The organism is Pulveribacter sp. (assembly GCF_032079985.1).
In the GTDB taxonomy this organism is placed as follows: domain Bacteria; phylum Pseudomonadota; class Gammaproteobacteria; order Burkholderiales; family Burkholderiaceae_C; genus Melaminivora.
The window spans coordinates 367,801-391,451 of the sequence record NZ_DAMATK010000002.1; the positions used below are offsets into that span (position 1 = coordinate 367,801).

The 23,651-nt window shown below is 69.4% G+C and carries 24 protein-coding genes; 9 read left to right on the top strand and 15 right to left on the bottom strand.

Features of this window, described 5'->3' with window-relative positions:
• Positions 1–9: 9 nt before the first annotated feature.
• From RT282_RS08000 to RT282_RS08010, 3 genes are all read right to left on the bottom strand, one after another.
• Positions 10–402: a TfoX/Sxy family protein gene (locus RT282_RS08000; protein WP_313313113.1), complete on the bottom strand. Its 393-nt coding sequence runs from the start codon at positions 400–402 to the stop codon at positions 10–12.
• A gap of 70 nt (positions 403–472) precedes the next feature.
• Positions 473–1,639 carry an acyl-CoA dehydrogenase family protein gene (locus RT282_RS08005; RefSeq protein WP_313313114.1) on the bottom strand — a complete coding sequence of 389 codons (1,167 nt, stop codon included), beginning with the start codon at positions 1,637–1,639 and terminating at the stop codon, positions 473–475.
• Positions 1,640–1,856: 217 nt separating this feature from the next.
• Positions 1,857–3,380, bottom strand: coding sequence for a CoA-acylating methylmalonate-semialdehyde dehydrogenase (locus RT282_RS08010; RefSeq protein WP_313313115.1), 1,524 nt, complete (start codon positions 3,378–3,380; stop codon positions 1,857–1,859).
• Positions 3,381–3,515: 135 nt separating this feature from the next.
• Between RT282_RS08010 and RT282_RS08015 the strand changes: the two genes are divergently transcribed.
• The 4 genes from RT282_RS08015 to RT282_RS08030 all read left to right on the top strand — a co-directional run bounded on the left by RT282_RS08015 (position 3,516) and on the right by RT282_RS08030 (position 6,296).
• On the top strand, positions 3,516–4,415 hold the full coding sequence (locus RT282_RS08015) for a LysR family transcriptional regulator (protein WP_313313117.1): 900 nt from the start codon (positions 3,516–3,518) through the stop codon (positions 4,413–4,415).
• A 51-nt stretch (positions 4,416–4,466) separates the two neighbouring features.
• Positions 4,467–4,913 carry a DUF1810 domain-containing protein gene (locus tag RT282_RS08020; RefSeq protein ID WP_313313119.1) on the top strand — a complete coding sequence of 149 codons (447 nt, stop codon included), beginning with the start codon at positions 4,467–4,469 and terminating at the stop codon, positions 4,911–4,913.
• Between the two features lie 98 nt (positions 4,914–5,011).
• Complete coding sequence (locus RT282_RS08025) at positions 5,012–6,064, top strand: ABC transporter substrate-binding protein (protein WP_313313121.1); 1,053 nt, start codon at positions 5,012–5,014, stop codon at positions 6,062–6,064.
• A 79-nt stretch (positions 6,065–6,143) separates the two neighbouring features.
• Positions 6,144–6,296 carry a DUF3096 domain-containing protein gene (locus tag RT282_RS08030; protein WP_312306804.1) on the top strand — a complete coding sequence of 51 codons (153 nt, stop codon included), beginning with the start codon at positions 6,144–6,146 and terminating at the stop codon, positions 6,294–6,296.
• Positions 6,297–6,311: 15 nt separating this feature from the next.
• On the opposite strand, the gene RT282_RS08035 is transcribed toward RT282_RS08030, so the two are convergent.
• Positions 6,312–7,847 (bottom strand): transglycosylase SLT domain-containing protein, encoded by a 1,536-nt coding sequence (locus RT282_RS08035; RefSeq protein WP_313313124.1) that lies wholly within the window; start codon positions 7,845–7,847, stop codon positions 6,312–6,314.
• Positions 7,847–8,620, bottom strand: a complete 774-nt coding sequence (gloB, locus tag RT282_RS08040) for a hydroxyacylglutathione hydrolase (protein WP_313313126.1) — start codon at positions 8,618–8,620, stop codon at positions 7,847–7,849. Before gloB ends, RT282_RS08035 begins: the two co-directional genes overlap by 1 nt.
• Between gloB and RT282_RS08045 the strand changes: the two genes are divergently transcribed.
• Both RT282_RS08045 and rnhA read left to right on the top strand, forming a co-directional pair.
• Complete coding sequence (locus RT282_RS08045; RefSeq protein ID WP_313313128.1) at positions 8,619–9,401, top strand: class I SAM-dependent methyltransferase; 783 nt, start codon at positions 8,619–8,621, stop codon at positions 9,399–9,401. The two genes, gloB and RT282_RS08045, sit on opposite strands and share 2 nt — an antisense overlap.
• Positions 9,402–9,417: 16 nt before the next feature.
• Complete coding sequence (gene rnhA / locus RT282_RS08050) at positions 9,418–9,867, top strand: ribonuclease HI (RefSeq protein ID WP_313313129.1); 450 nt, start codon at positions 9,418–9,420, stop codon at positions 9,865–9,867.
• On the opposite strand, the gene RT282_RS08055 is transcribed toward rnhA, so the two are convergent.
• The 3 genes from RT282_RS08055 to moaA form a co-directional block, all read right to left on the bottom strand.
• Positions 9,864–10,193 (bottom strand): thioredoxin family protein, encoded by a 330-nt coding sequence (locus RT282_RS08055; protein WP_313313131.1) that lies wholly within the window; start codon positions 10,191–10,193, stop codon positions 9,864–9,866. The genes rnhA and RT282_RS08055 overlap by 4 nt on opposite strands.
• A gap of 67 nt (positions 10,194–10,260) precedes the next feature.
• Entirely contained in the window at positions 10,261–10,902 is a 642-nt protein-coding gene (gene mobA / locus RT282_RS08060) for a molybdenum cofactor guanylyltransferase MobA (protein ID WP_313313133.1), read from the bottom strand.
• Positions 10,902–12,044, bottom strand: a complete 1,143-nt coding sequence (gene moaA, locus RT282_RS08065) for a GTP 3',8-cyclase MoaA (protein WP_313313135.1) — start codon at positions 12,042–12,044, stop codon at positions 10,902–10,904. The genes mobA and moaA overlap by 1 nt, the downstream gene beginning before the upstream one ends.
• 135 nt (positions 12,045–12,179) lie before the next feature.
• Here moaA and RT282_RS08070 point away from each other — a divergent pair, with 135 nt between their 5' ends.
• The gene (locus RT282_RS08070; RefSeq protein WP_313313136.1) at positions 12,180–13,025 is read left to right on the top strand and encodes a type IV pili methyl-accepting chemotaxis transducer N-terminal domain-containing protein; all 846 of its coding nucleotides are present in this window, start codon (positions 12,180–12,182) and stop codon (positions 13,023–13,025) included.
• A 74-nt stretch (positions 13,026–13,099) separates the two neighbouring features.
• On the opposite strand, the gene RT282_RS08075 is transcribed toward RT282_RS08070, so the two are convergent.
• Positions 13,100–13,657, bottom strand: coding sequence for a DUF2889 domain-containing protein (locus RT282_RS08075; protein WP_313313137.1), 558 nt, complete (start codon positions 13,655–13,657; stop codon positions 13,100–13,102).
• A gap of 70 nt (positions 13,658–13,727) precedes the next feature.
• Positions 13,728–15,161, bottom strand: a complete 1,434-nt coding sequence (locus RT282_RS08080) for an aldehyde dehydrogenase family protein (protein ID WP_312305258.1) — start codon at positions 15,159–15,161, stop codon at positions 13,728–13,730.
• A 177-nt stretch (positions 15,162–15,338) separates the two neighbouring features.
• Here RT282_RS08080 and ppa point away from each other — a divergent pair, with 177 nt between their 5' ends.
• A complete protein-coding gene (gene ppa, locus RT282_RS08085; RefSeq protein ID WP_313313139.1) occupies positions 15,339–15,875 on the top strand; it encodes an inorganic diphosphatase in 537 nt (178 codons plus the stop codon).
• A 121-nt stretch (positions 15,876–15,996) separates the two neighbouring features.
• On the opposite strand, the gene RT282_RS08090 is transcribed toward ppa, so the two are convergent.
• From RT282_RS08090 to mfd, 5 genes are all read right to left on the bottom strand, one after another.
• Positions 15,997–16,494, bottom strand: a complete 498-nt coding sequence (locus RT282_RS08090) for a chemotaxis protein CheW (RefSeq protein ID WP_312759044.1) — start codon at positions 16,492–16,494, stop codon at positions 15,997–15,999.
• 167 nt (positions 16,495–16,661) lie between these two features.
• Positions 16,662–17,447 (bottom strand): MetQ/NlpA family ABC transporter substrate-binding protein, encoded by a 786-nt coding sequence (locus RT282_RS08095; RefSeq protein ID WP_313313140.1) that lies wholly within the window; start codon positions 17,445–17,447, stop codon positions 16,662–16,664.
• A 230-nt stretch (positions 17,448–17,677) separates the two neighbouring features.
• The gene (serB, locus tag RT282_RS08100) at positions 17,678–18,394 is read right to left on the bottom strand and encodes a phosphoserine phosphatase SerB (protein WP_313082844.1); all 717 of its coding nucleotides are present in this window, start codon (positions 18,392–18,394) and stop codon (positions 17,678–17,680) included.
• A gap of 82 nt (positions 18,395–18,476) precedes the next feature.
• On the bottom strand, positions 18,477–19,151 hold the full coding sequence (locus RT282_RS08105; RefSeq protein WP_313313141.1) for a hypothetical protein: 675 nt from the start codon (positions 19,149–19,151) through the stop codon (positions 18,477–18,479).
• 102 nt (positions 19,152–19,253) lie between these two features.
• On the bottom strand, positions 19,254–22,730 hold the full coding sequence (mfd, locus tag RT282_RS08110) for a transcription-repair coupling factor (RefSeq protein ID WP_313313142.1): 3,477 nt from the start codon (positions 22,728–22,730) through the stop codon (positions 19,254–19,256).
• A gap of 61 nt (positions 22,731–22,791) precedes the next feature.
• Between mfd and ispD the strand changes: the two genes are divergently transcribed.
• Positions 22,792–23,649: a 2-C-methyl-D-erythritol 4-phosphate cytidylyltransferase gene (gene ispD / locus RT282_RS08115; RefSeq protein ID WP_313313144.1), complete on the top strand. Its 858-nt coding sequence runs from the start codon at positions 22,792–22,794 to the stop codon at positions 23,647–23,649.
• Positions 23,650–23,651: the final 2 nt, after the last annotated feature.

Sequence of the window (23,651 nt, forward strand, 5' to 3'; positions counted from 1 at the left end):
AAAAAGAAACTACGGCGGCGCCGCACGGGCGCGCGCGGCGCGCCGGGGCGTGGCCTTGGCCTGCGGGTTGAAGGCCAGGGCGGCGGCGATCCAGTGCTGCCACTGGGCGCGCGTGGCGTAGGCGGCGGGCTCCAGCCAGAAGTAGCCGGCCATGCCGCCGCGCGGGTCCAGCTCGCGCACGCCGGGCGTTTCGGCCACGGCGCCGTGCTGCGCGGGCGGCAGGCGCACCAGCAGCTCGTCGCCCTTCACGCCCAGGCACAGCTTGTCGTCCACCATGAAGGCGTGGCAGCCGAACAGGGGCCGCTCCTGCACGTCGACGCGCGCGTCCAGCTGCTCGGCCAGCGCCTCGCGCACGGCGGCGATCAGGTGCAGCGCTTCGTCGGACAGGGGGCGGGCGGGCATGGCGGGTTTGTGGGTCAAAATGGCCGCTAGCGCCCGTCCATCAAGCGCTGGCAGCTATGGTTTTTGACGGCTAGCGGATCGCGTCCGGCGCGTCGCCGTCCAGCATGCGCCGGCCGATGATGACGCGCATGATCTCGTTCGTGCCCTCCAGGATCTGGTGCACGCGGGCGTCGCGCAGCAGGCGCTCCAGCGGGTATTCGCGGATGTAGCCGTAGCCGCCGTGCAGCTGCAGCGCTTCGTTCACGACGGTGAAGCCCGCATCGGTAGCAAAGCGCTTGGCCATGGCGCAGTAGGTGGATGCATCGCGCGCGCCGGCGTCCAGTTTGCTGGCGGCCAGGCGCACCATCTGGCGCGCGGCGACCAGCTCGGTCGCCATGTCCGCCAGCTTGAACTGCAGCGCCTGAAAGCTGGCGATCGGCTTGCCGAACTGCTTGCGCTCGCCCATGTAGCGCTGCGCGTGGGTCAGCGCGCCTTGCGCGGCGCCGACGGAGCAGGTGGCGATGTTGATGCGCCCGCCGTCCAGGCCCTTCATGGCGATCTTGAAACCCTCGCCCTCGCGGCCCAGCAGGTGGCTGGCGGGGATGCGCACGTTGTCAAAGCTGATGGTGCGCGTGGGCTGGCTGTTCCAGCCCATCTTTTCTTCCTTCTTGCCGTATTCGACGCCGGGAAGATTCGCCGGCACGGCGAAGGCGCTGATGCCGCCGGCACCCGACTGCGCGTCGCCCGTACGGGCCATGAGCACCAGCACGTCGGTGGAGCCGGCGCCACTGATGAAGGCCTTGGCGCCGTTGATGACGTATTCGTGGCCCACCCGTTCGGCGCGGGTCTTGAGCGACGCGGCGTCCGAGCCGGCGCCGGGCTCAGTCAGGCAGTAGCTGGCCAGCTTGTGCCCGCTGGTCAGTGCCTCGCCCCATTCGGCACGCACTTCATCCGTGGCCCAGGTGCCCAGCATCCAGGTGGCCATGTTGTGGATGGTGATGAAGGCCGTGGTGCTCGGGTCCACGGCGGCCATTTCCTCGAACACCAGCGTGGCGTCGAGGCGCGGCAGGGCCAGGCCGCCGGCGTTCTCGGGCGCGTACAGGCCGCAAAAGCCCAGCTCGCCGGCCTTGGCAATTGCCTCGCGCGGGAAGATGCCCTCGGCGTCCCAGTGCGCGGCGTGCGGTGCCAGCTCCGCCTGCGCAAACTGCCGCGCGGTATTGGCAAAGGCGCGCTGGTCTTCGGTCAGGTCAAAGTTCATGCGCGAAGGTCTCCTCGGATACTCATGTTTTTATAGCTGCCAGCGCTTGTCCAGTAAGCGCTGGAGGCCGATTTGGCTTCAAACGTTGGCGCGGGGCGCGCCCCATGCCAGCAGCCACCGCGCAAGGGCCGCCCCGCAGCGCCGGTGGCGTCCCCCTTCCCGAATCGCGCAGCGATTCGAGAGAAGGGGGAAGGCGCGACAGCGCCTCAGGGGGATGTCACTTCAGACTAATCGTCGTGTTCACGCCATGGTGCAGCGTGCTGTCGTCGAACCAGCGTGCGGTGACGGTCTTGGTCTGCGTGTAGAACAGCACGACCTGCTTGCCGTAGGGGCCCAGGTCGCCCAGCTTGGACGCGCGGCTGCCCGTGAAGGAGAACAGCGGGACCGGCACCGGCACCGGCAGGTTGATGCCGACCTGGCCGACGTCGATCTCTTCCTGGAACATGCGCGCTGCCGCGCCGCTCTGCGTGAAAATGGCTGTGCCGTTGCCGTTGGGGTTGGCGTTGATGAACTCGATGGCCTGCTCCAGGTCGTCGGCTTCGACGATGGCCAGCACCGGGCCGAAGACTTCCTGGTCATAGATGCTCATGCCGGGCTTGACGCCGCTGAAGATCGTCGGGCCGACGAAGTTGCCCTTCTCGAAGCCTTGCACCTGTGGGTTGCGGCCGTCCAGCTCCAGCTTGGCGCCTTCCTGCACGCCGCGCTCGATCAGGCCCTCGACCCGCTCGCGCGCCTGGCACGAGATCAGCGGGCCCAGGTCCGCGCCCGGCGTGGTGCCGGCGGACACCTTCAGGCCCTTGGTCTTCTCGACGATCTCGGGGATCCACTTGCGGGCCTCGCCCACCAGCACCAGCACCGAAATCGCCATGCAGCGCTGGCCGGCCGCGCCGAAGGCGGCGCCCAGCACGGCGTTGAGCGACTGCTCCTTGTTCGCGTCGGGCATGACGATGGCGTGGTTCTTCGCGCCCATCATGCATTGCACGCGCTTGCCGGCCAGGCTGGCGCGGTTGTAGACATGCGTGCCCACCTTGGTGGAGCCGACGAAGCTGATGGCCTTGATGTCGGGGTGGTCGCAGATGGCGTTGACCACGTCCTCGCCGCCGTGCACCACGTTCAGCACACCGGGGGGCACGCCGGCTTCAAGGGCCAGCTCGCACAGGCGCATGGTGACCATGGGGTCCTGCTCGGAGGGCTTGAGCACGAAGGTGTTGCCCGTGGCGATCGCCATGGGGAACATCCACAGCGGGATCATGGCGGGGAAGTTGAACGGCGTGATGCCGGCGCACACGCCCAGCGGCTGCATGACGGTGTAGGTGTCGACGCCGTTGGCCACGTTGTTGGCCAGCTCGCCCAGCTGCAGGTTGCCGATGCCGGCGGCGTGCTCCACCACCTCCAGGCCGCGGAACACGTCGCCTTCGGCGTCGGGCAGGGTCTTGCCCTGCTCGGCCGTCAGCAGGGCAGCCAGCTCCTTCATGTTCTCGCGGATCAGCTGCTGCAGCTTCAAAAAGATGCGCGAGCGGGTACCGATGGGGGTCTTGCGCCAGGTCTTGAAGGCTTCCTTGGCGTTGGCCACGGCGGCGTTGACTTCCTCGGGCGTGGCGAAGGGCACGCGCGCCAGCACTTCCTGCGTGGCGGGGTTGACCACGTTGCGCCACTGGGTGGTCTTGGATTCGACCAGCTTGCCGTCGATCAGCAGCTTGACCGTCGGGGCCTGCACGTTCTGGGTGGTGGATGCGTCCATGGCGCGTGTCTCCTTGAAAGAGGGGTGGGAAGGGTGATGCAAAACGGCGTCTATGGTAGGCGTGCAAAATTACAGGGGCAATAGATAATCGCGCACCTTGGCTTTGCAAATTTGCACAACCGGTACTGAGGCACCATGGACTGGGACAACCTGCGCTACTTCCTGGAGCTGGCCCGTACCGGCACCCTGGCCGCTGCCGCGCGCCGCTCGGGCGTGGAGCACACCACCGTGGCCCGGCGCATCCAGGCGCTGGAAAAGCAGATGGGCGCGCCCCTGTTCGCCCGCGATGCGGCCGGCCACCGGCTGACCGAGGCCGGCCGCCAGCTGCTGCCGGCCGTGGAGGCCATGGAGGCTGCCGTGCTGGGCGTGGAGCGCGCGTCGCCCGCCAACGCCGCCGCCGGCGGCCCCAGCGGCTTGGTGCGGGTGGGCGTGACGGAGGGCTTCGGCACGTTGATCCTGGCGCCGCACCTGGCGCACCTGGCGCGCCAGCACCCGCACCTGTCCATTGACCTGCTGGCCGTGCCGCGCATGCTGCACCTGTCGCGGCGCGAGGCGGACATCGTGATTTCGCTGGAGCGGCCCAAGCGCGGCTCGGTGCTGGTCACCAAATTGGCCGACTACACGCTGCACCTGTACGGCCAGCGCGAATACCTGGCGCGCCGCCCGCTGGTGGCGCGGCGCGAGGACCTGCGCCACCACGACTTCGTCAGCTACGTGGATGACCTGCTGTTCACCAAGGAGCTGCAGTTTTTGGACCAGCTGTGGCCGCCCGAACGCTTCGCGCTGCGCAGCACCAGCGTCATCGCCCAGTACGAGGCCGTGCGCGCCGGCGCGGGCCTGGCCGTGCTGCCGGCCTTCCTGGCCGACCGCGACCCGGTGCTGGCGCGGGTGCTTCCGGCCGAGGCGCGCTTCGTGCGCACCTTCTGGATGAGCATGCCGGCCGAGTCCAAGCACCTGGCGCGCACGCAGGCGGTGTGGGCCTTTTTGAAGGACGTAGGGCACAAGGAGGCCGGGCGCCTGGTGCCTGGCAAATAATTTTGATAGCTGCCGGCACTTTTCTGGCAAGGCCTGGAGGCTGTTTTGACCATGGACCATCCTGCCGATCCACCAAAGGACGCGTCGCTGGAGCGCTTCGTGCAGGCGCAGGCGCGCGACTACGCCCAGGCGCTGGCCGAACTGCGCGCGGGACACAAGCGCACGCACTGGATCTGGTACGTACTGCCCCAGTTGCGCGGCCTGGGTCGCAGCAGCACGGCGCAGTTCTACGGCCTGGCGGACCGCGCCGAGGCCCGGGCCTACGCTGCCCACCCGCTACTCGGCCCGCGGCTGGTGCAGTGCGTGCAGGCGCTGTTGGCCTATCCGCAGCGCACGGCGCAGCAGATGCTGGGCGAGGTGGACGCGATGAAACTGCGCTCGTGCCTCACGCTGTTTGCCGAGGTGGCGCCGCAGCATCCCGAATTCGCGCAGGCGCTGCAGGTGTTCTTCGAAGGTCGGCATGACCCCGCCACGCTGCAGCTGCTGGGCGATACGTAGTTTGTGCAAGGGTTGTCCCGAGCCGGCCGGACAGCGTGGTTGAGGCACCATTGCTGCATTGCAGCATTCCGTGCTGCGGCGTGTTCTGAAACCCCTGCATGTCTGTCTTCGATCCTTCCCGTCGCCAGTGGCTGCGCCACTGGTCCCACCTGGGCACCCTGGCCGCTCTGCCCGCCGTGGCTGCCCAGCCGCCGCAGCCGCCAGCGCCTGCGCTGCGCATCGCCGTGGGTGCGCAGGGCTCGCTGTACCAGCTGCCGGTGCTGGTGGCGCAGGTGCTGGGCTACTTCGAGGCAGAGGGGCTGGACGTGCAGATCGTCCCCCAGCCCTCGGGCGCGCAGGCGGTGCAGTCGTTCATGGTGGGCGAGGCAGACATGTGCTGCGCCGGCTACGAGCACGTGGTGCGCGGCCAGCTGCGGGGCAACGATTGGCGCAGCCTGGTGCTGCTGGCGCGCGCGCCGCAGCTAGCGCTGATGGCGCAGGCGCGCTGGGGCTCGGGCGACGCGCTGGCTCGCGTGCGCGACCTGCGCGTAGGCGTCACGGCGCCGGGCTCGTCCACGCACTACCTGGCCAGCCTGTGGCTGCAGGGCGCGGGGCTGGACCCCGGCCGGGTGAATTTCGTGCCGGTGGGCGACGGCGCGGGCGCGGTGGAGGCGCTGCGCCAGTCGCGCGTGCATGCCCTGTGCCATGCCGATCCGGTGCTCACGCTGCTGGAGCAGCGCGCCAACGTGCGCGTGCTGGCGGACACGCGCTCGCTGGCCAGCTCGGCCCAGCTGTATGGAGGCACCATGCCCGGCGGCTGCCTGTTCGTCCCGCAGAACTTTGCCCAGCGCCAGCCGGCCCAGGCTCAGGCGCTGGCCACCGCCATGGTGCGCGCGCTGCGCTGGCTGCAGACAGCCAGCCCGGCGGACCTGTCGCGCCTGGTGCCCAAGGCCTGGCTGCTGGGCGACCGCAGCGCCTACCTGGCGGCTTTCGAAAAGGTGCGCGACACCCTTTCGCCCGACGGCCTGATGCCTGCACACGGCCCGGCCACGGCCCTGCGCGCCGTGGAGCGCATGCAACCCGGCGCCACCGCGCAGACCCGCATCTTGCTGGAGAAGACCTTCAGCGACACCTGGGCGCGCCGCGCCCGTGAAAAGCTCGAGCAGGTGTAGCGCCAGCGGTGCGCGGCGCGGCTACAGTGGCCGCCTGCGCCGCGGGGCGCCCACCTGACACAAGAAAGCGCTTTTCACCATGACACTCAACCTGAGCATCGGGCCCCTGGTGGCCCTCATCGCCGGCATCCTGATCCTGATCATGCCGCGCCTGCTGAACGTGATCGTGGCGCTGTACCTGATCCTGATCGGCGTGCTGGGCCTGCTGGGCATGCATACCCTGCGGCTGTAGGCAGGGCCGGGAGCGTTAACGCGAGCGCACGCGCGTCTTGCCCGCGGCGCGCGGGGCGGCGGTTGCCGTCCTGACGGCCGTACCGCCCTTGGCCGCCTTGCGGGAGCCGGCCTTGGCGGCGGGCTGCTTGCTGCTGGTGCGCGCCAGCGACGTGGAGGCCAGGCGCACGGGCAGGTACATCACCACGGCCTCGCCGGCCTTGAAGCGGCTGGAGGTCTTCACATCGTTCCAGTCGGCCACGTCGGCGGCGCTGACCTTGTAGCGCTTGGCAATGCTGGCCACCGTTTCGCCGCGCTTGCCGGCGCGCACGGTGGTGCGGCGCGTGACGACCTCGGGCGTGAAGGCGATCTGGCCGTTGTCCGCCAGATGGCTGGACACGTCCTGGCGCGTGGTGGCGGCGCGCGGCACCATCAGGGCCGAGCCGGCCTTGATCATCATGCGCGGCGGGATGCCGTTGATCTGGCGCAGGTCGGCCTCGCTCATGCCGGCGCGTTGCGCGGCGGCGGACACGGACATATTGGTGGGCACGGACCAGACCGTCCAGCTGGCGTACTGGCCCTCGCTGTGGGCTTGCAGGTTGCGCCGGAAGACCTGGGCGTTGTCCCAGGGCAGCAGGATCTGCGGCATGCCGGCGGCCAGGATGACAGGGCGGTGCAGCGAGGGGTTGAGCGCGCGGAAGTCCTCCTCGCGAATGCCGGCCAGGCTGGCCACCAGGGACACGTCGATGTCGCGGGTGATCTCCACGCTCTGGAAGTAAGGGTGGTTCTCGATCAGCGGCAGATCAGCGCCAAACCGCTCGGGGTTGGCCACGATGTTCTTCACGGCCTGCAGCTTGGGCACATACATGCGCGTTTCGGCAGGCATATTCAGCTCGGGGTAGGTGGTGCCCAGGCCCTGCTTTTCATTCTTGGCGATGGCACGTGCCACGCTGCCCTCGCCCCAGTTGTAGGCGGCCAGGGCCAGGTGCCAGTCGCCGAACATGCCATAGAGCTTTTGCAGGTAGTCCAGCGCCGCGCGGGTGGAGGCCAGCACGTCGCGCCGGTCGTCGCGGAAGGCGTTCTGCTTCAAGTCGAAATAGGTGCCGGTGGCCGGCATGAACTGCCACATGCCGGCGGCCTTGGCGCTGGAGACGGCCTGCGGGTTGAAGGCGCTCTCGATGTAGGGCAGCAGCGCCAGCTCGGTGGGCATGCCGCGGCGCTCCAGCTCCTCGACAATGTGGAACAGGTACTTGCGCGAGCGCTCGGTCATGCGCTGCATGTAGTCGGGGCGGCTGGCATACCACTGCTCGCGGTCGGCCACCTGCTCGCCCAGCAGGTCGGGCATGGCAAAGCCGCGGCGGATGCGATCCCACAGGTCGGATGGCGCGTCGATGCCGGCTACCGCCATGGAGCCTGCGGCGCCCGTGGCGATGGGACTCAGGGGGCCCGAAGGGTAGAGCGGGGTGTGGGCCGCCGGCTCGGTAGGAGTGGTGGTTTCGCTGGGAGTGCCGGTGGTGGCGCAGCCCGTCAGCCACAGCAGGCTGGCGAGCATCAACAGGTGCAGGAATCTCATCAGAACTCGTTCTTCCATTGGCGCAGTGCCGCGAAGACGGACACGGGCGATGCCATATCGACTCCGGGGTCGAAGCCCCGGGCCGCCTCGGCCACGGCTGGCACATGGGTGCGCAGGAAAGGGTTGATCTGCCGCTCCAGCGCCAGCTGCGAGGGCAGGGTGGGCTGGCCCTGCTCGCGCAGGCTGCGGCAGTGCAGGATGTGCTGGAGCACCGCGGCGCTGGAAGGTTCCACCGCCTGGGCAAATTTCAGGTTGGACAGGGTGTACTCATGCGCGCAGCAGACGCGGGTGTCGTCCGCCAGCGCCGCCAGGCGTTCCAGCGAGGCCAGCATCTGCGCCGGCTGGCCCTCGAACACCCGTCCGCATCCGGCGGAAAACAGCGTGTCGCCGCAAAACAGCAGCGGCCCGCCGGGGGCGTCCTCGCAGTAGTAGGCAATGTGGCCGGCCGTGTGGCCCGGCACGTCGATTACGGCAAAGCGCAGGCCCAGTACCGTGACGGCATCACCGCCGCGCACGCGGGTGGCCGGCAGGGGGGTGTCCTCGGCAGCCGGGCCGTAGACGGCGGCGCCCGTGGCCTGGCGCAGCTCGGCCACCCCGCCGGTGTGATCGCCGTGGTGGTGGGTGACTAAAATCGCCTCCAGTGGCAGCCCGGTGTTGCGCAGAGCCTGCAGCACAGGCGCAGCATCTCCGGGATCCACAACGACGGCGCTCCGGGCGCCTTGCAGCATCCAGATGTAGTTGTCGGCAAAGGCGGGCAGCGGCAGCAACTTCATGAGCGGCGAAATTATAGGTTTGCATCACTGGTTCGATACCCCCCCCGGGCGCCATCTGCTGGCCTGGGAGCAGGCGCGCTATGACGAACTGGTGGCCGATCTCTTCGGTTTTCATGCGTTGCAGCTGGGCATGCCCGGCGTGGACGGTCTGCGCGCCAACCGCATGCCGCACCGCTGGCTGGCGCTGGGCGGGCAGGAGGGCAGCCTTGCCGGCACTTCGGCCGCGTTGCTCGCCGAGCCCGTGATGCTGCCCTTCGCCGTGGCCAGCTTGGACCTGGTGCTCATGCCCCATACCCTGGAGCTGAGCGTGGATCCGCACGCCGCCCTGCGCGAGGTGCAGCGTGTGCTGGTGCCCGAGGGCCGCGTAGTCATCGGCGGGTTGAACCCCTGGAGCCTGTGGGGCTTCAACCAAAAGCGTGCCCGGCTGTACCAGCGTCTGGGCGCGGGCGGGCGCCTCTTTCTGCCGGACGTGGGCGAGTTCATTGCCCCGGGCAGGTTGCGCGATTGGCTGGAGCTCTTGGATTTCGAGCTGGAGAGCGTGAGCTTCGGGTGCTTTCGCCCCGCCGTGGCCAGCGAACGCTGGCTGCAGCGCTACGAATGGATGGACAGCCTGGGCGCGCGCTGGTGGCCCATCCTGGGCGCCGGCTACGTCACCGTGGCGATCAAGCGTGTGCGTGGCATGCGGTTGCTGCAGCCCGGCTGGCGCACGGCCGCTGCGCCCCTGGCCGCGCAGGCCCAGGTGGCGCAGCAGCAGGGCATGCATTTTTCTTCCTGTGATTGATTGTTTGGAGTCTTTCTTGACCGAGGTGGTGATCTATACCGATGGCGCCTGCAAGGGCAACCCCGGCCCCGGCGGCTGGGGCGTGGTGCTGCGCGCGGGTGCGCTGGAAAAGGAGATGTTTGGCGGCGAGCTGAACACCACCAACAACCGCATGGAACTGATGGCCGTCATTCAGGCGCTGGCGGCGCTCAAGCGGCCCTGTCGGGTGCAGCTGTACCTGGACAGCCAGTACGTGCGCCAGGGCATCACGTCCTGGATCCACGGCTGGAAAAAAAAGGGCTGGCGCACCGCCGCCGGTCAGCCGGTCAAGAACGCCGAGCTATGGCGCCAGCTGGACGGTCTGGCACACGATGCCGGCCACGCCATCGACTGGCATTGGGTGCGCGGCCACGCGGGCGACCCCGGCAACGAACGCGCCGACGCGCTGGCGAACCGGGGCGTCGAGCAGGCGCTGGCTGCGGCCTAAAGTGGGATGAGCTGCGCCAAGGCGTCGTCCAGCGCCTGCGCTGTCTCCGGGCGCACCACGCGAGCGACCTCCTGGCCGTCCTTCAAAAAGACCAGCGTGGGCCACAGCTTCACGCGGTAGCTGCGCCCCAGCGGACGGCCGGGGCCATCCTCTACCTTGATGTGCTCGACCTGGGGCTGATCCTTGAGCAACTGTTCGATCAAGGGCTGGGCGCCACGGCAGTGCCCGCACCAGGACGTGCCGAATTCCAGCACCGCCAAGCCCTTGCGCCGGTCCACGTCCTCGCGGCTCGGCGGTGTTTCCAGATGGGTGGGCGTATAGGCCATGGTTTGGTCCTTGTTGATTTTGAGTGGGCGTGCGGCCGACCTTATCGGCCACGCGGCGCGAAGCCCGTCAGCCAAGCGCCAGACTTTCCAGCGCTCGCAGCTGCTCCAGCGTGTTGGCGTTGGCGAAGGCGCCGGGCGCGTCGCCCGGCCGGTCGAAGGCCGCTGTGGCGCAGCCATGGCGTGCGCTCCACTGCTGCACGCGCCGCCCGCCGGCGTGCAGAAAGGCCTGCAGGTCATCCAGCAGCGACACGTGCATCAGGCAGAACACGGCGTGGGTGCGCAGCTGCGGCGGGTCCGCGCCGTCCGTGGCGTCGGGCGCCGCGGCCATGGCGATGGGCGCGCGGGCCTCATGCGCCGCGCTGGCCAAGTGCGCGGCCAGGTCGGCAGGAAACAGCGGTGTATCGCACGGCACGGCGAGCAGCCATGGCGTGAGGCAATGCCCCAACCCGGCGGCAAAGCCGGCCAGGGGGCCGGCAAATTCGCCCTGCGCGTCCGGCCAAACCGGTAGGCCCCAGGCGCCATACCTGTCCAGATGCCGGTTGGCATTCAGCATCACCCCCGCCACCTGCGGCTGTACGCGCCGCGCGGCATGCAGCGCCAGGGGCTGGCCGCGAAAGGGCTGCAGGCCTTTGTCCACGCCGCCCATGCGCGTGCCGCGGCCGCCGGCCAGCACCAGGGCGGTAATGTCTTGGATGGCGGCCGGCTGCATCAGCCGCCGATGTAGCTCATCTCGATGCGGCGCGCGGCCACGCCGGTGTCGGCGGGCAGGCTGGCGCGCAGCTCGGAATAGCGGTCGCTGCGCTGGCCCCAGATGCCGGCGATGGCCGCCTCCACCTGCTCGTCGTCGGCGCCGCCGCGCAGCAGGCTGCGCAGGTCCCAGCCCTGGGTGGCGAACAGACACAGGTACAGCCGTCCCTCCATTGACAGACGGGCGCGGTTGCAGTCGCCGCAAAAGGCCTGGGTGACGCTGCTGATGACTCCCACCTCGCCCAGGCTCGGATCGTGGCGGCCATGGGCGTCGGCGTAGCCCCAGCGCTTGGCGGTCTCGCCGGGCGAGGTGGCGGCCAGGGGCACCAGCGGCAGCTCGGCCTGCAGGCGCTCGATCACCTGCGCCGACGGCAGCACCTCGTCCATGCGCCAGCCGTTGGTGGCGCCCACATCCATGTATTCGATAAAGCGCAGGGTGATGCCCGTGCCGCGGAAGTGCCGCGCCATGGGCAGAATCTCGTGGTCGTTGGTGCCCCGCTTGACCACCATGTTGACCTTGATGTGCGCAAGGCCGACCGCGCGGGCGGCCTCGATACCGGCCAGCACCTCGCCCACGGGGAAATCCATGTCGTTCATGCGGCGAAACACCTCGTCCTGCAGGCTGTCCAGGCTGACGGTGACGCGCGACAGGCCGGCATCCTTCAGCGCCCGCGCCTTGCGCGCCAGCAGCGAGCCGTTGGTGGTGAGCGTCAGGTCCGGGGCGCGGCCATCCACCGTGCGCAGGCCCGACAGCTGGGCCACCAGCCGCTCCAGGTCCTTGCGCAGCAGGGGCTCGCCGCCCGTCAGGCGGATCTTGCGCACGCCGTGGGCCAGGAACAGCCGTGCCACGCGCGTGATCTCCTCGAAGCTCAGCAGGTCGCTGTGCGGCAGGTAGCGGTAGTCCTTGTCGAACACTTCCTTGGGCATGCAGTAGCTGCAGCGGAAGTTGCACCGGTCCGTGACGCTGATGCGCAGGTCGCGCAGCGGCCGGCCGCGCGTGTCCAGCAGCGTGCCGCTGGCCGGGGGCAGGCCGGCCAGGGCCAGCGACTCGGGCGCGAGCACCGCCGCCCGCCGGTCCACGATAGGGATGACACGTTCAGCCATGGGCAAATTGTGCCCCATCGCCTTGTCCACGGCGGCCCGTGCGGCTTAGCTGCTTGATGCGTATCAAGGCGACGCGCGGCCAGCATTTGAGGCAGGTCAGGTGCCGCGGCCCGGGCGGCTCGGAGAATTTCGCCCATGCCTTGCTCCTCCTTCCGACCCAGCCCGGCGCCCGGCGCCGCTTCCTGCCGGCGCAGCCGGCGCAACGCCCTGCGTGCCGCCGCGGCCGTGCTGCTGGCGCCGGCGCTGCCGCTGTCGGCCCAGGCGCGCCTGGCGCTGGCCACGGCCATCAACCGCACGGCGCGCTTTCGCGCGCTGTCGCAGCGCGCGGTGAAGGCCTACGGCCAGCTGTACCTGCAGGTGGCGCCCCTGCGCTCGCGCGAGGTGCTGGAGCTGGCACGCAAGCAGATCCGCTCGGGCCTGCAGGACCTGGACGAGCAGGGCTGGCCGCCCGAGGTGGCGCGTCTGCTGGCCGAGGTGCGCAAGAGCGCCGGGCAGCTGGACGCGCTGCTGGCCCAGGCGCCCGCCAAGGACACCTACCTGACCGCCAGCAAGCAGGCCGACTACATGCTGGCCACGGCCGACAAGGCCACGCAGGCGCTGGAGCAGCTGGCCCCGGCACCTTCGGCCAGGCTGGTCAACACCGCCGGACGGCAGCGCATGCTGTCGCAGCGGCTTGCACGCGACTACGGCCTGGCGGCGGCCGGGCTGGGCGGCGGCGGGGTGCGTGGGCAGATGGCGCAGGACTCGGCCGAGTTTCAGGCCGCGCTGGCGCAGCTGACGGCCGCGCCCATCAGCACGCCGGCCATCCGCTCGGCGCTGGAGCTGGGCCAGGCGCAGTGGGTGTTCTTCGACGCGGCCTTGAAGCGCGCGCCCGACATGCGTGGCCTGGAGGACGTGGCCACCACCAGCGAACGGCTGCTGGAGGTGATGGACGAGCTGACCGGCCTGTACGAGGCGGCGCTCAAGGACGTGCTGGGCTGACGCGCGGCCACGCCACGGGTTTTATATAAAAAGTGCCTCCAGCCCTTGCTGGACAAGCGCTGGCAGCTATCTTTTCAGGAGTCGGCCGCAACCACCGCGCCCTGGTAGAACTGCGGGTAGTGCAGGCGCACGCCCTCGCCGGCGAAGTCCCAGCCGGTGCATTGGCCCAGGTGGCGCGGTGGCTCGTCGCCCGTGCTCTGGAAGGCGCCCTGCACGGACTGGAAGGCGGCGGTGGCCAGGTTGAACAGCAGTTCGCGCAGGTGCGTGCAGCCGGCCACGCCACCCAGGTGCGTCTGGATGGCCTGGCGCCAGCCGCGCGCCATGCTGCTGCCCACCATGGCCTGCAGCGCCCGCTGCGCCGCCGTGCAGCCGCCCAGCGGGTGGGCGTCCATGGCCGATTCGATGGCCTGCACCACCAGCTGGCGGTCCACCGTCACGCGCAGCCACATGTGGTGGATGGGCACGCCCGCCGGATGCACCCCGCCGGGGGCTTGCAGCGAGGGCCGCTCGTAGGTCTTGCTGTCGTGCAATTCCCCCTCGATGTCCCACAGGCCGTCCTCGCGCTCGAAACCCTGGTAGGTGACGCGGCGGACGTGGCGGGCGGTGCGGGGGGCGGGGGCGGACAAAGGCATGGAACGGCGCAAAGGCAGCCGGCGCACGCAGGCGCCGGCAAAAGAGAAACAGACAGAGGAGGAGCGGCCTTCAGCCGTGGCGGATGGCCACGGTCTTGAGCGTGGTGAAGCCGTACAGCGCCTCGAAGCCCTTTTCGCGCCCGTGGCCGCTGGACTTCACGCCACCGAAGGGCAGCTCCACGCCGCCGGCCGCGCCGTAGTTGTTGATGAACACCTGGCCGGCGGCCACGCGCCGGGCCATGCGCAGCTGGCGCGCGCCGTCGCGCGTCCACACGCCGGCCACCAGGCCGTAGGGCGTGCCGTTGGCCAGCTGCACGGCGTGGTCCTCGTCCTCGAACGACATGGCGGCCAGCACCGGGCCGAAGACTTCTTCCTGCGCCAGGCGGTGGTCGGGCGGCACGTCGCGCAGCAGGGCGGGGGCCTGGTAGAAGCCGGTGTCGGGCGCTTCCTCGACCACCGTGCCCTGGGCCACCAGCGGGATGCCGGCGACCTGCGCGTCGGACAGAAAGTCCCACACGCGCTGCTGCTGGCTCTGGCGGATCAGCGGGCCCAGGTCCAGGTCCATGGCGGCCGGGCCCACGCGCAGGGCCTCGAAGGCGCGGCCCAGCCGCTCCAGCAGCGGCTCGTAGATCACGGAGTCGATCAGCACGCGCGAGCCGGCCGAGCACGTCTGGCCGGCGTTCTGGATGATGGCGTTGACCAGGGTGGGCACGGCCGCGTCCAGGTCGGCGTCGGCAAAGACGATCTGCGGGCTCTTGCCGCCCAGCTCCAGTGTCACGGGGCAGTGGCGCTCGGCGGCGGTCTGCTGGATCAGCGTGCCCACGTTGGGGCTGCCGGTGAAGCTGATGTGCTGGATGCCCGGGTGGCGCGCCAGGGCGTCGCCCACCTCGTGGCCGTAGCCGGTGACGATGTTCAGCGCCCCGGCGGGAAAGCCGGCCTCGGCGGCCAGTTCGGCCACGCGCAGCAGGGACAGGCAGGCGTCCTCGGCGGGCTTCACGACGCAGACGTTGCCCGCGGCCAGGGCCGCGCCCACGCAGCGCCCGAAGATCTGCATGGGGTAGTTCCACGGCACGATGTGGCCCGTGACGCCGTGGGGCTCGCGCCAGGTCAGCACGCTGTAGCCGTCGGCATAGGGAATGGTCTCGCCATGTAGCTTGTCGCAGGCGCCGGCGTAGAACTCGAAGTAGCGCGCCAGGGCCAGGGCATCGGCGCGCGCCTGGCGCGTGGGCTTGCCGCAGTCGCGCTGCTCCAGGGCCGCCAGCTCGTCGGCATGCTCGGCCACCAGGGCCGACAGGCGGGCCAGCAGCCGGCCGCGCTCGACCGGCGCCATGCGGCTGTAGACGCTGTCGAAGCACTGGCGCGCCGCGCGCACGGCGGCGTCGATGTCCTCGGCGGTGCCGCGCTGGATTTCATCGAAGGGCTGGCCGTCGGAGGGGTCGACCACAGGGATGGTGCGGCCCGAGGTGGAGGCGATGCCCGCGTTGGCGATGTAGTGCAGTTGCATGGGTGCGATTGTGCGGCAGCTGCCCGCACTGTGCAGTCGCCTGCGCGCGGGGAAAAGACGCCGCCGGCAGGGCCGCAAGTTCGGCGCAAGGGCATGGGCCTAAAATTCGCCCCTGCGCCGCCGCAGCCACCGCGCTGCAGGCGGCCTGTTTTCTTCCCTGAATCCCCAACAACCATCATGTCGCTGAACCTAGTCAAGCCCGGCTCCAAGCTGCCCGAATCCTTCAACGTGGTGATCGAGATCCCCGCGGAGGCCGATCCCATCAAGTACGAAGTGGACAAGGACTCGGGCGCGGTGTTCGTGGACCGTTTCATCAGCGTCGCCATGCACTACCCCTGCAACTACGGTTACGTGCCGCAGACCCTGTCGGGCGACGGCGACCCGGTGGACGTGCTGGTGCTGACCCCCTATCCGCTGCAGCCCGGCGTGGTCGTGCCCTGCCGCGCGCTGGGCATCCTGAAGATGGAAGACGAGTCCGGCGTGGACGGCAAGGTGCTGGCCGTGCCCACGGCCAAGATCCTCAAGGCCTGGGAGGGCATCAAGAGCCTGCAGGACGTGAACCCCATGCAGCTCAAGGCCATCACCCATTTCTTCGAGCACTACAAGGACCTGGAAGAAGGCAAGTGGGTCAAGGTGCTGGGCTGGGAAGGCCTGGAGGCCGCGCACAAGGAGCTGACCGACGGCGTGGCCAACTACGGCAAGGCGCAGGCTTGATTGTTTTTGCTATTGAATAGATAGCTGCCAGCGCTTGCCAGATAAGCGCTGGAGGCCGAAAAGACATAAAAAAAGCCGGGCTGCCTTCAAGGGCAGCCCGGCTTTTTTGATTGAGGGCGGCTCAGGCGCTGGCGGCGGACTTGACCAGGCCCATCTCCGAGCTGCTGAGCAGCGACTCGATGTCCACCACGATCAGCATGCGCTCGCCCACGGTGGCGATGCCGCGCACGAAGGACGAGTCCACACGGCCCTGGAACTGCGGCGCGGGCTTGATGGCCTCGGCCGGCAGGGCCACCACGTCGGCCACGGCGTCCACCACGGCGCCCAGCACCGTGCCGCCCACGTTCAGGATGATGACCACGGTGAAGTCGGTGTATTCGGCCGTCTCGCACTGCAGCTTCAGGCGCAGGTCCACGATGGGCACGATCACGCCGCGCAGATCGATCACGCCCTTGATGAACTCCGGCGCGTGCGCCATGCGGGTGGGCTGCTCGTAGGAGCGGATTTCCTGCACGCGCAGGATGTCGATGCCGTACTCCTCCTGGCCCAGGCGGAAGGTGAGGTATTCCGCTGCGTTGGCGGTGGCGGATGTGGAACGCTGGGCGTGGGTGGACAGCATGGGCAAGACTCCTTCAAGGGCCCGGGGGGCGATGAACCCGCCAAGCATAGCAGCCGCGCGTTACCAATACTGACAATTTCCCCGCATTGGTGTGAGGCCGGACGCAAAAAAGCGCTGCCCGCGGGCAGCGCTTTGTGGTTGGGCGCGGTACGAAACGCGCGCCGTGGTCAGAACGCCGGGACGACGGCGCCCTTGTACTTTTCCTCGATGAACTTCTTCACCTCGGGCGTGTGCAGCGCGTTCACCAGCTTGGCGATGACCGGATCGTTGGCCCGGTCGGCGCGGGCGGCCACGATGTTGGTGTAGGGCGAGTCGGAGCCTTCGATGAACAGCGCATCCTTGGTGGGATTGAGCTTGGCCTCGATGGCGTAGTTGGTGTTGATCAGGGCCAGGTCCACGTCGGCCAGGGCGCGCGGCAGCAGGGGCGCCTCCAGCTCCTTGAACTTGAGCTTCTTCGGGTTCTTGGCCACGTCCAGCGGCGTGGGCGTCAGGCTCTTGGGGTCCTTCAGTTCGATCAGGCCCTGCTTGGCCAGCAGGATCAGGGCGCGGCCGCCGTTGGAGGGGTCGTTGGGGATGGCGATGGTGGCGCCGTCCTTCAGGTCCTTCACGTTCTTGATCTTGCTGGAATAGGCACCGAAGGGCTCCACGTGCACCTTGCCGTTGGGGACCATCACCAGGCTGCTCTTGCGGTCCTTGTTGTAGCTGTCCAGGTAGGGCTGGTGCTGGAAGAAGTTGGCGTCCAGCTGCTTGTCCTCGACGGCGGCGTTGGGCTGCACGTAGTCGCTGAATTCCTTGACCTGCAGGTCCACGCCCTGGGCCTTGAGCTGGGGCTTCACGAAGTTCAGGATCTCGGCGTGGGGCACGGCCGTGGCGGCCACTTTCAGCACGTCGGCGGCGTGGGCGGCCAGGGCGGCGGCGGCCAGGGCGAGGGCCGTGAGGGATTTCTTCAGCATGGGGAACAATTCCTTTTCTTGAAATGAGCTAGCAGACTGCGTCTGCCGTGACAAGAGGGCGAATGCCAGGGCTGCAGTGTAAGCGCGGGAAAAGACTGCCCCGAAGTTTTTATTTTCATAACCATATATGAAATAAAAGACTTATCTGGACGGATTTAGGCCAAAAGCAGGCCAGACGCTTGCTCTGCAAGCGCAGGCAGCTATGAATACAGTAGCGCCCGGCCGCGCGGTCAGCGCAGCACTTCCAGCAGCCGGTCCAGCCCGCCGCTGTTGATGGCCACCTGGGCCTGGGCGCGCACGGCCGGCTTGGCGTGGTAGGCCACCGACAGGCCGGCCGCGCCCATCATGGGCAGGTCGTTGGCGCCGTCGCCCACGGCGATGGCCTGGCGCGGGTCGATGCCCATGAGCGAGGCCACCTCCAGCAGCGTGCGGCGCTTTTCCGCGCCGTCGCAGATGTCGCCCCAGGGCTGGTCGACCATGCGGCCGGTGAGGCGGCCGCCCTCGATCTCCAGCACGTTGGCGCGGGCGAACTGGATGCCCAGGTGCGCCTTCACGCGATCGGAGAAGAACGTGAAGCCGCCCGAGACCAGCAACGTGGCCAGGCCGGCGGCCTTGGCGGCGTCGATCAGCTCCCGCGCGCCGGGGTTGAAGCGCAGGCGCTCGGTGAACACATGCTCCAGGTGGGCCAGTTCCACGCCCTGGAGCAGCGCCACACGCTGGCGCAGGCTTTCCTTGTAGTCGGTGATCACGCCCTGCATGGCCGCCTCGGTGATGGCCGCCACCTCGGCCTTCTTGCCGGCGGCGTCGGCGATCTCGTCTACGCACTCGATGCTGATCAAGGTGGAGTCCATGTCGAAGGCGATGAGCTTGTAGTCGGCCAGGCGCAGCGGCGGCTGGAAGCCCTGCACGACGAGGCCGGGAGCGAATTCGGAAGCGGTAGCGGACATGGACGGGAGAGAAGCGAAAAGAAGAGAAGGAAGAAGGAAAGGGAAGGCGGCCGGGCGCGCCGGCAGGGCCCTGGATTGTCCCTCAGGGCCGGCGCAGGTAGATGTCGTCCGACCAGGTCGCCAGCCACTGCGGCTTGAAGGCCACGAACACGGCGCACAGCATGCCAGTCACGAAGGCGTCGCCCCAGGCCATGAGCCAGCGCGCCACCAGCGACAGGCCTTCGCCCACGCCGGGCAGCACATGTCCCGTCCACTGGGCAAGCGTGCCGGCGATGAACATGCACGCCGCCGTGCCCAGAAAACCCCGGCCCAGCACGTAGACGAAGGCGCGCGCGCCGCCCAGGGTGCGCTCGCCCATCAGCCGGCGCACAAGGGCGCCCAGCAGCAGTGCCAGCGTGGCGGGCACCACGCCCGCCCAGACGGCCAGGCCCAATGCCTCGGGCCAGGCCAGGCCGGGCGAGAAGGCGCAGGCCAGCGCCCCCACGGCCAACAGCGTGGGCACGGCCAGCGGCCAGCCCAGCATCAACAGCACCAGGCAGGCGCCGGACCACTGCAGCTGCAGCGGCATGCGGTGCAGCGTGGGCAGGGCCCAGGCCCAGGGCAGGACGGCCAGCGTGGCCAGCAGCGGCGTCCACAGCGCGGCCGGCGCGCCGTGGGTTTCATGCGCCAGGGGCTTGCGGCTGGCCAGCAGCCGCCAGGGCCGCGCCGCCAGGGCCAGCGCCAGGGCCAGCACGGCCAGGGCGGCTTCAAACAGCATGGCCAGTGCCTCGTTCGCACACCCCGGATCCCTGCCTGGCGCTGCGCTTTTGATAGCTGCTTGCGCTTATCCAGTAAGGGCTGGGTTCATATTTCATTGCAACTAGGCTGGCACGGCCTCGGTCAGCGGCTTGCCCAGGCTGCGCAGCACGTCGCGCACCATCTGGGCGCGGGCCGACGCCTCGGGCAGTTCGCGCTCGATGCGCAGCTTTTCGTTGCCCGCCAGCTTGATGTGCTTGTTCTTCTGGATCAGATGGATGATGGCCATCGGGTCCACCGGCGGCTGGGGCTTGAAGGTGATGGTGATGACGCCCGGCGCCGCATCCACCTTGACCACGCCGTAGGACTGGCTCAAGACGCGCAGGCGGTGCACGTCGATCAGCGCCTGCGCCTGCGGCGGCAGCTTGCCGAAGCGGTCCACCAGCTCTTCCAGCAGCGCGTCGATCTGCTCGCCGGTCTTGGCCGTGGCCAGCTTCTTGTAGAACGACAGGCGCAGGTGCACGTCGCCGCAATAGTCCTCGGGCAGCAGGGCGGGCGCGTGCAGGTTGATGTCGGTGGCGGCCTGCATGGGCGACAGCAGGTCGGGCTCCTTGCCGGCCTTCAGGCTGCGCACGGCCTCGGACAGCATCTCGTTGTAGAGCTGGAAGCCCACCTCCAGCATGTTGCCGCTCTGGTTCTCGCCCAGCACCTCGCCGGCGCCGCGGATCTCCAGGTCGTGCATGGCCAGGTAGAAGCCGCTGCCCAGCTCTTCCATTTGCTGGATGGCCTCCAGGCGCTGGCTGGCCTGCTTGGTCAGGCTCTCCATGTCGGGCACCATCAGGTAGGCATAGGCCTGGTGGTGACTGCGGCCCACGCGCCCGCGCAGCTGGTGCAGCTGCGCCAGACCGAAGCGGTCGGCGCGGCTGATGACGATGGTGTTGGCGCTGGGCACGTCGATCCCCGTCTCGATGATGGTCGAGCACAGCAGCACGTTGAAGCGCTGCGCCACGAAGTCGCGCATGACGCGCTCCAGCTCGCGCTCGGGCATCTGGCCGTGGGCGATGGCGATGCGCGCCTCGGGCAGGATCTTCTCCAGCGCCTGGCGGCGGTTCTCGATGGTCTCGACCTCGTTGTGCAGGAAGTAGCACTGGCCGCCGCGCTTCAATTCGCGCAGCACGGCTTCGCGGATCACGCCGTTGTTCTCGCTGCGCACGAAGGTCTTGATGGCCAGCCGCCGCTGCGGGGCGGTGGCGATCACGCTCAGGTCGCGCAGCCCCTCCAGCGCCATGCCCATGGTGCGCGGAATCGGCGTGGCGGTGAGCGTCAGGACGTCCACCTCGGCGCGCAGCGCCTTCATGGCCTCCTTGTGGCGCACGCCGAAGCGATGCTCCTCGTCGATGATGAGCAGGCCCAGGTTCTTGAACTGCGTGGACTGGGACAGCAGCTTGTGCGTGCCCACGACGATGTCCACCGTGCCGTCGGCAATGCCCTTGACGGCCGCGGTGATCTCCTTGCCCGAGCGAAAGCGCGAGACCTCGGCGACCTTGACCGGCCATTTGCTGAAGCGGTCGGCCAGGGTGCGGTAGTGCTGCTCGGCCAGCAGCGTGGTGGGGGCCAGGAAGGCCACCTGCTTGCCGCCCGCCACGGCCACGAAGGCGGCGCGCAGGGCGACCTCGGTCTTGCCGAAGCCCACGTCGCCGCAGACCAGGCGGTCCATGGGCTGGGGGCTGATCATGTCCTGCACCACGGCGTGGATGGCGGCCTTCTGGTCGGCCGTCTCCTCGAAGCCGAAGTCGTTGGCGAACTCTTCGTAGTCCTGCGCCGGATAGCGGAAGGCGTGGCCCTGGCGCGCGGCGCGGCGGGCGTAGATGTTGAGCAGCTCGGCGGCGGTGTCGCGCACCTGCTCGGCCGCCTTGCGCCGCGCCTTGTCCCACTGGCCGCTGCCCAGCTTGTGCAGCGGCGCCTCGTCGGGCGACACGCCGGTGTAGCGGCCGATCAGCTGCAGCTGGCTCACGGGCACGTACAGCACGGCCTTGTCGGCGTATTCCAGGTGGAGGAACTCCTGCAGCGCAGGCGTGCCGTCGGAGTTCTTCTGGCCCACATCCATGTTCACCAGGCCACGGTAGCGGCCGATGCCGTGTTGGGTGTGCACCACCGGGTCGCCCACCTTCAGCTCGGACAGGTCCTTGATCAGCGCTTCGACGTCGCTGGCCTGCTCCTGCTTCTTGCGCCGGCGCGTGGTGCCGGCGGTGGCGAACAGCTCGGTCTCGGTGACGAAGTCGATGCCGCCGTCGATCCAGGCGAAGCCCTGGGCCAGCGCGCCGGTGGCGATGCCCACGCGCTCCTCGGCGGTGGACTGGAACTCGGCCAGGGAGTCGAACGCCGGCGGGTTCAGGCCCGAGGCGCGCAGAAAGTCCAGCAGGCTTTCGCGCCGGCCGGCGCTCTCGGCCAGCAACAGGGTGCGCCGCTGGCCGGTAGCGATGTGCGACTGCAGCCGCGCCAGAGGGTCGTCGGCGCCGCGCACCACGGACAGCTCGGGCAGCGGCTGGAAGTGCGCGCTGTCGGCCACGTCCTGCACGCCGGGGCGCAGCGCCAGCTGGGCGTGCGCCTTGGCCTGGCCGTAGAACTGGTCGGCCGACAGAAACAGCGTCTCGGGCGGCAGGGCGGGATGGTCCGGGTCGCCCTGGATCAGGCGGTAGCGCTCGCGCGTGTCCTGCCAAAAGCGCTGGAAGGCGGCCTCCAGGTCGCCGTGCAGCACCACCGTGGCCTGCGGGCCCAGGTAGTCGAAGACGGTGGCCGTATCTTCGAAGAACAGCGGCAGGTAGTACTCGATGCCGGCCGTGGCGATGCCCGCGCCCATGTCCTTATAGATGCGGCTGCGGGTCGGGTCGCCCTCCAGCAGCTCGCGCCAGCGCTGACGAAAGCGCGAGCGCGCCGCGTCGTCCATGGGGAATTCGCGGCCCGGCAGCAGGCGGATCTCCGGCACGGGATACAGGCTGCGCTGGCTGTCGGGGTCGAAGGTGCGGATGGAGTCGATCTCGTCGTCGAACAAATCCACCCGGTAGGGCACGCTGGAGCCCATGGGGAACAGGTCGATCAGGCCGCCGCGCACGGCATATTCGCCATGGCTAACCACCTGCGACACGTTCTGATAGCCGGCCAGCGTCAGCTGGGCGCGCAGGCGTGCCTCGTCCAGCTTCTGGCCGGTCTTGAAGTGGAAGGTGTAGGCCGCAAGGAAGGACTGCGGCGCCAGCCGGTACAGCGCGGTGGTGGCGGGCACCAGCACCACGTCCGCCTCGCCCTGCGAGATGCGCCAGAGCGTGGCCAGGCGCTCGCTGATCAGGTCCTGGTGGGGCGAGAAGCTGTCATAGGGCAGCGTCTCCCAGTCGGGGAACAGGGCGCAGCGCAGCGCGGGCGCGAAGAAGGCCAGCTCATCGATCAGCCGCTGTGCATCGGTGGCGTCCGCCGTGACGATGGCGGTGATGCGGCCGGCGGCTTTTTCGCGCTCGCCCAGGCGGGCCAGCAGCAGGGCGTCGGCGCTGCCGGGCGGGCGGGGCAGGGCGTGGCGTTTTCCGGGGGGGATTTTGGGAAGAAGGTCCATGCGAGAGGCGCCGCGGCGGTGCAGGCTTTGCGCGGCGAGGGGCGATTCTAGAATGCCGCCCATGATCGAGTCGTCCGCCTTTGGCGCGCTGTTGCGCCAGACTGCCGCGCCCGCGGCAGTCCCGCCCGCGCGCCTGTGGGGCCTGGTGCCCTGCGCCGGCACGGGCAGCCGCGCGCTGGCGCCACGCGCCGTGCAGTCCCTGCCCAAGCAGTATCAGCGTGTGGCCGGCCAGCCCCTGGTGCTGCACACGCTGGCGGCTTTCTTCGGCGTGGCGCGGCTGGCCGGCACGCTGGTGGCCGTGGCGCCGGGCGATACGTTTTTCGACCAGCATCGCCACCCGCTGTTCTTCGCCGTGCCCTGCGGCGGCGCCACGCGGGCGGACACCGTGCTGGGCGGCCTGAAGGCGCTGGCCGAGCGCGGCGCGCACGACGCCGACTGGGTGCTGGTGCACGACGCCGCGCGCTGCCTGGTGACCACGGCGCAAATCGACGCGCTGATCGATGCCTGCCAGCACGACGGCGTGGGCGGCCTGCTGGGGCACAAGCTGGCCGACACCCTCAAGACCGTCACCGACGGCCCTTCGGGCGTGCGCGTGGCCGCCACCGTGGACCGCAGCGACAAGTGGCTGGCCCAGACGCCGCAGATGTTCCGCCTGGGCGCGCTGCGCGAGGCCCTGGAGCACATGGGCGCCGCCGCCACCGACGAGGCCAGCGCCATGGAGGCCATGGGCATGCGTCCGCGCCTGGTACCCGGCAGCGCGCAGAACTTCAAGGTCACCTACCCCGAAGACTTCGCCCTGGCCGAGGCCGTGCTGGCCCAGCGTCTGCACGGCGCCACCGTGGCGCGCTTCGCCGGCTCCGGCGGCGAGGCGGCCACGGGGGCGGATGCCGCCGTCTTCTTCTCGCGCCCGGTCCGTTGACC